This window comes from Azospirillum sp. B506 (assembly GCF_000333595.1).
Classification (GTDB): Bacteria; Pseudomonadota; Alphaproteobacteria; order Azospirillales; family Azospirillaceae; genus Azospirillum.
Genome location: NZ_BADK01001120.1, coordinates 1 through 5,848 on the forward strand (window position 1 = coordinate 1; position 5,848 = coordinate 5,848).

The following is a 5,848-nucleotide window of genomic DNA, read 5'->3' on the forward strand; positions in this document are numbered from 1 at the left end:
CCCCTGGCAGGCCGAACGGGAGCGCCGCTGCCTTGCGCTGGCCGGCTGGGCCGAGGCGCGCGGGAAAGGGGCCGACGCCATGGCGGCGGTGATGTGGGTGGTCGCCAACCGGGCGGCCTCGGCGGACCAGCCGTCGCTGCCCTGCCGCGTCATCGTCGCCACCGGCCAATTCGAGCCTTTCGCGGCGGAGCCGGGCGAACCGATGCATCGGAAGAAGGCCGCGGCGGTCACGGCAAAGGGCGCCCCCAAAGCAAAGGCGGCCCGGCCGACGAAGACCGAACAGGCAAAGCTGGCGGCCGATCCCCGCATCGAGACCAAGCGCATTCTTGCGGCGATCCGCCGGCAGGCCGCGGTCATCCGGTCGGGCGGGATGCCGTCCTGGCCAAAGCCGCGCCTTGCCCCCGACAAGGAGGCGCTGCGCGCCGCACGCGCGCTCGCCTGGAACCTGAACGACGATGACTTGCCCGACCCGACCGCTCGCGCCTCGCTGTTCTACAGCCCGCCGGCCCAGGCCACCCTGCGCCGCCAGAAGCCGGATTGGGCGGAGGCAGGACTGCTGACCGCATCCATCGGCGGCCACTCCTTCTACCGCTATCCGACCCCGCCCGAACAGCGGACCGCCACCCAGGTGGCTGAAGTCGGGGAGTAAAGGTTGGGAACCGATGTTTTCCAGAGGCCGTGGGGAGCCGGGTCCGGTCTGGATCCCTGCTCCTGCCAAATGTCGGGTCCGCCGTGACATCCCAAAATTGCGGATGGCTCCTCGGTATTTTCCATCATGCGGAAAGACGGCCCCTGAATTGCTGTAGATCAATCGACCTCATCTGTCGACCTCCTAGGCTGTCCTGGTTCAACGACATCAAGGGGAGAGAAACGATGAAGGCTATCGATCTGATGACGCCGCGTGTCATCACCATCGCTCCGGACGCCACGGTTGCCGAGGCCGCCCGGACGATGCTGGAGAACAAGATCAGCGGCATGCCCGTGGTCGATGCGGCCGGCACGGTGGTCGGGATCATCAGCGAAGGCGACCTGCTGCGCCGGGTGGAGCTGGGGACGGAGCGCCACCGCTCCTGGTGGCTCGGTCTGGTGTCGGGCGGCACCCTGCCGGCGGAGGATTTCATCAAGTCCCATGCCCGCAAGGTCGCCGACGTGATGACCGGCCACGTCACCACGGTGGACGAGAACGCCTCGCCGGAAGAGGTCGTGCGGGTGATGGAGACGCGGCGGATCAAGCGCGTGCCCGTGGTCCGCGGTGGCGCGCTGGTCGGCATCATCAGCCGCGCCAACCTGCTGCGGGCGCTGGCCAGCGTGTCGCCGGAAACCCCGGCGGCCGCTTCCGACGACCGCGCCCTGAAGGAACGGGTGACCGCGGCTGTCCAGGAGCTGAATTGGGACTCGCGCTCCCATGACGCCATCATCGTCCGCAACGGCGTCGTCCAGCTCTGGGGCTTCGTCAGCAGCGGTTCCCAGCGCGACGCCCTGCGCGTCGCGGCGGAAGGCGTTCCCGGCGTGAAGGCGGTGGAAAACAACATCCAGGTCGTCGACGCGGCGGAAAGCGGCGCCTGGGGGCTCTGATCCGGATGGTGGGGACCTGAATGCCGGGCCGGGGGAGACGCGCGATCAGATCTTTCCCGGCAGCCTCGCTCCGATCAGATGGGTCGCCTGCGCCCCATACTCATAGACGGCTTCCTGCACTGCCCGGCCCGACACCGTTTCCGGTGCGGTGCTGGGCAGCGGCATCTCCGCCTCCGGCAGCTTGCCGGTGATGTGGTCGGCCAGGCAGCGGCCGAGCACCGTGCCGGGGGCGATGCCGCGGCCGTTGTAGCCGCTGAATCCGATGACGTTGCGGTCCAGCCGGTGGAAGCGGGGCAGATTGTCCTTGGTCATGCCGATCTGGCCGTACCATTCCGACTCGAACCGCACCGGGCCGAGCTGCGGGAACAGGGCGGCCAGCGAGCGCCGCGCCCAGGCCCGGTGCACCGCCGTCCCGGTCCCGCGCAGGGCGCCGACACTGCCGAACACCAGCCGGCCCCGCCGGTCGAAGCGGTAGGAACTCAGCACCGACTTGGTGTCCCAAACCCCCTGGCGTTCCGGCAGGATCGCCCGCTGCATGGCGTCGGACAGCGGCTCCGTCGCCAGATTGAAGTAGGGCAGATGGACCTGCTCGGTGCGCAGCTGCACCCAGGGTCCGATGCTGTAGGCGTCGGTGGCGACCACCACCCAGTCGGCGGTGACCGAGCCGGTCGGCGTCTTCACCTCCCACATGCCGCCGGTCTGGCTTGCCGACTGGACCGGGCTGCCGGTGAAGATGCGTGCCCCCGCGGCGAGTGCCGCCGTCGCCAGCCCGCGGGCATAGGCCAGCGGCTGGATGGTGCCGGCGCGCAGATCGAGCAGGGAGCCGGTGTAGACCGTCGTGCCGACCTTCTCCGCCGTTTCCCTGGCGTCCAGCAGGCGGACGGGGGCGCCGCGCTTCTGCCAGATGTCCGCCCGCTGTTCCAGCTCGCGCAGGCCCGCCGGGCCGACGCCGCAATGCAGCGTGCCGGCCCGTTCGTCCTCGCAGGCGATGCCATGCTTGGTGATCAGGTCGAAGACGGCGCGCGGCGCATTGCCCAGCAGCTCGATCAGCCGCTCGCCATAGATCGGCCCCAGGGTGCTGACCAGCTGGTCCGGCATCACCCACATGCCGGCATTGACCAGTCCGACATTGCGCCCGGCGCCGCCGAAGCCGATCTCCACCGCCTCCACCACCACGGCGCTGACGCCGCTCTCGGCAAGATGCAAGGCGGCCGACAGGCCGGTATAGCCGGCGCCGACGATCACCACGTCGGCCCGGACCGTGCCGGACAGCGGGGCGGTCGGCGGCGCCGCCGGTGCGGTGCGTTCCCAAAGCCCATGCGACCGCGGATCGTTCAGCATCCCCTGTGGTCCTCTTTCCGTCTGTTTTATGCGCTCGTCATTCCCGGTGGGAAAGATTGACTTGCCTACCCCCTTTGGCCAAGTGTTGTTTGCTCAACCAGTCATTCCATTGCGGAATGAGCCTCCCCGAGACCGAGATGCAGAGCCCGCGCCGCTTCCTTCCCTCCCTGGCCCTTCTGTCCGCCTTCGAGGCGGCGGCCCGCACCGGCAGCATCACCGCGGCGGCCAAGGAGCTGTCGCTGACCCAGAGTGCCGTCAGCCGGCAGATCAAGGCGCTGGAGGAATTGCTGGAGGTCGAGCTGTTCCACCGCGAACGGCAGACCATCCGCCTGACCGCGGGCGGCGACTATTATGTGCGCGAGATCCGCGACGCCCTGCGCAGGATCAGCACCGCCTCGCTGAACCTGCGCGCCAACCCCTTCGGCGGCACACTCAGCATCGCCATCCTGCCGACCTTCGGCGCGCGCTGGCTGGCGCCGCGCCTTCCCGACTTCCTGGCCGGCAACCCCGGCATCACCATCAATCTGGTGACGCGGATGGCGCCCTTCGATTTCCGGCTGGACCCGGTGGACGCGGCGATCCATTTCGGCCGGCCGGACTGGCCGGGCGGCGAGATGGCGCTGCTGCGCCGGGAGACCGTGATTCCCGCCTGCAGTGGCGCGTTGCGCGACCGCTTCGATTTCCGACAACCCGCTGACCTGCGCCTTGCCCCGCTGCTGCACCTGACCAGCCGCCCGGATGCGTGGGAGCGTTGGCTGTCGCAACATGATTCGCCGGCGGACGGCGTCCACGGCATGCTGTTCGACCAGTTCGCCACCGTGTCGCAGGCAGCCATCGCCGGGCTGGGTGTCGCTCTGCTGCCCCTGTTCCTGATCGAGGAGGAATTGCGGTCCGGGCGGCTGGTGCCGGCGCTCGACCTGCCGATGGAGAGCGAGAACGCCTATTACATCGTCTGGCCGTCGGAGCGCGCGGGCTACCCGCCGCTCGCCGCCTTCCGCGACTGGATCCTGGAGGAGACGGCGGACTGCCGCCAGCCATCCCGGTCATGAGCTTTCGTCATGAAGTCGGGGAAAACAATCCGCAATCCCTCGCCGGGGATCGTTGCTATAGCTGGACCCTGTGAAGGACCGCGCAGGTCCGGCCAGCCAACGCGAGCGAGATTTGGAATGAGCGTCCAGACGATAACCAGCCCCGATGCGATCCGCACCCTGTTCTCCACCGCCATGTCGGAGATGTATCGGACGGAGGTGCCGGCCTATCAGACGCTGGTCGGGCTGGTGGAGGAGGTGAACGCGGCGGTGCTGGCCGCCGACCCGGCTGAGCGTCACCGCCTGGCGGCCGCTGGCGGCCTTGCCCGCATCACGGAGGAGCGCCACGGCGCGATCCGCCTCGGCACCGCGCAGGAGCTGTCGACCATGCGCCGGCTGTTCGCGGTGATGGGCATGCGGCCGGTCGGCTATTACGACCTGTCGGAGGCCGGCGTCCCCGTCCATTCCACCGCCTTCCGCCCGGTGGACGAGGAGGCGCTGAGCCGCAACCCCTTCCGCGTCTTCACTTCGCTGCTGCGGCTCGACCTGATCGCCGACGCCGCTCTGCGGCAGGAGGCGGAGCAGGTTCTGGCCGGCCGCAGCATCTTCACTCCCGGTTGCCTCGCCCTGATCGAAAAGGCCGAAGCCGAGGGCGGGCTGGATGAGGAGGATGCCGACCGCTTCGTCGCCGAGGCGTTGGAAACCTTCCGCTGGCACAGCAAGGCGAATGTGCCGCTTGACCTCTACAACCGGCTGCACGATGCCCACCGGCTGATCGCCGACGTGGTGTCCTTCAAGGGGCCGCACATCAACCATCTGACGCCGCGTACGCTGGACATCGACGCGGTCCAGCGGCTGATGCCGGAAAAGGGCATCGCGCCGAAGGCCGTGGTGGAAGGCCCGCCGACCCGCCGCTGCGCGATCCTGCTGCGCCAGACCTCCTTCAAGGCGCTGAGCGAGCCGGTCGATTTCCAGGACGGGGAGGGGTGGCGCGCCGGCGTCCACACCGCCCGCTTCGGCGAGATCGAGCAGCGCGGCATCGCCCTGACGCCGAAGGGCCGGGCGCTTTACGACACGCTGTTGCAGGACTCCCGCCGCATCGTCGCCCCGGCGGCCGATGGCTCCAACGCTGCGCAATATATGGCGGCCCTCCAGCAGGTCTTCGCCCCCTTCCCCGACAGTTGGGACGAGATCCGCCGCCAGGGGCTGGGCTATTTCACCTATTCCCTGACCGAGGCCGGGCGTCGTAGCCGGCCGGCGCCGGGTGCCGATCTGGACGCCCTGATCGACGCTGGCCTCGTCCGCTTCGATCCGGTGGTCTACGAGGATTTCCTGCCGGTCAGTGCTGCCGGCATCTTCCAGTCCAACCTGGGAGACGATGCGCAGCAGGACTTCGCCGCCAGCCCGAACCAGCAGCGCTTCGAAGCCGACCTCGGCGCTCCGGTGCTGAACCCGTTCGAGCTCTATGCCGAGCTAGAACGGGCCTCCATCGCCAATTGCTTCGCGGCGCAGTGACTCAGACGCGGACGGCGGCGGGACGGAAGGCGCCCGCCGCCAGCCAGTCTTCGAACGCCGCGGGGGCCAGCGGCCGGGAAATCAGGTAGCCCTGGCCGAAGTCGCAGCCATGCTGGCGCAGCCACTCATAGGCCTCCGCCGTCTCCACCCCTTCGGCGATGACGAGATAGCCCAGGTCATGGGCGAGGTCGATGGTCGAACGGACCATGATCTGGTCGCTGCGCTCCGCGGCGATGGACCGGATGAAGCGCTGATCGATCTTCACCGCCGTTGCCGGGATGTCCTTCAGATAGGACAGGGCGCTCTGCCCGGTGCCGAAATCGTCGATCTCGACCGCGATGCCCAGGCGGCGCAATTGGAGAAGCTGACGGTCGACCTCGGCCCGGTCG

General features: G+C 68.9%; 6 protein-coding genes. 4 read left to right on the plus strand and 2 right to left on the minus strand.

The window, feature by feature from the left end; translation table 11 throughout:
• Together I71_RS34125 and I71_RS34130 are read left to right on the plus strand one after the other, a co-directional pair.
• The coding region (locus I71_RS34125) for a cell wall hydrolase (RefSeq protein ID WP_042704748.1) at positions 1–649 on the plus strand (649 nt) is incomplete at its 5' end.
• Positions 650–873: 224 nt separating this feature from the next.
• Positions 874–1,575, plus strand: coding sequence for a CBS domain-containing protein (locus I71_RS34130; protein WP_042704749.1), 702 nt, complete (start codon positions 874–876; stop codon positions 1,573–1,575).
• A gap of 45 nt (positions 1,576–1,620) precedes the next feature.
• Here I71_RS34130 and I71_RS34135 read toward each other — a convergent pair whose 3' ends face one another.
• A complete protein-coding gene (locus I71_RS34135; protein WP_042704750.1) occupies positions 1,621–2,916 on the minus strand; it encodes an FAD-binding oxidoreductase in 1,296 nt (431 codons plus the stop codon).
• Positions 2,917–3,032: 116 nt separating this feature from the next.
• Here I71_RS34135 and I71_RS34140 point away from each other — a divergent pair, with 116 nt between their 5' ends.
• Positions 3,033–3,965: a LysR family transcriptional regulator gene (locus I71_RS34140; RefSeq protein WP_307189047.1), complete on the plus strand. Its 933-nt coding sequence runs from the start codon at positions 3,033–3,035 to the stop codon at positions 3,963–3,965.
• Positions 3,966–4,082: 117 nt separating this feature from the next.
• Complete coding sequence (locus I71_RS34145; RefSeq protein WP_042704752.1) at positions 4,083–5,459, plus strand: VOC family protein; 1,377 nt, start codon at positions 4,083–4,085, stop codon at positions 5,457–5,459.
• A gap of 1 nt (position 5,460) precedes the next feature.
• Here I71_RS34145 and I71_RS34150 read toward each other — a convergent pair.
• A partial coding sequence (locus I71_RS34150; RefSeq protein WP_042704753.1) for an EAL domain-containing protein occupies positions 5,461–5,848 on the minus strand: 388 nt, incomplete at its 5' end.

What these genes read in the sequence shown, in the direction of transcription:
- I71_RS34130 (WP_042704749.1), top strand. Translation starts at nt 874, where the DNA reads ATGAAGGCTATCGATCTGATGACGCCGCGTGTCATCACCATCGCTCCG.
- I71_RS34135 (WP_042704750.1), bottom strand. Translation starts at nt 2,916, where the DNA reads ATGCTGAACGATCCGCGGTCGCATGGGCTTTGGGAACGCACCGCACCG.
- I71_RS34140 (WP_307189047.1), top strand. Translation starts at nt 3,033, where the DNA reads ATGAGCCTCCCCGAGACCGAGATGCAGAGCCCGCGCCGCTTCCTTCCC.
- I71_RS34145 (WP_042704752.1), top strand. Translation starts at nt 4,083, where the DNA reads ATGAGCGTCCAGACGATAACCAGCCCCGATGCGATCCGCACCCTGTTC.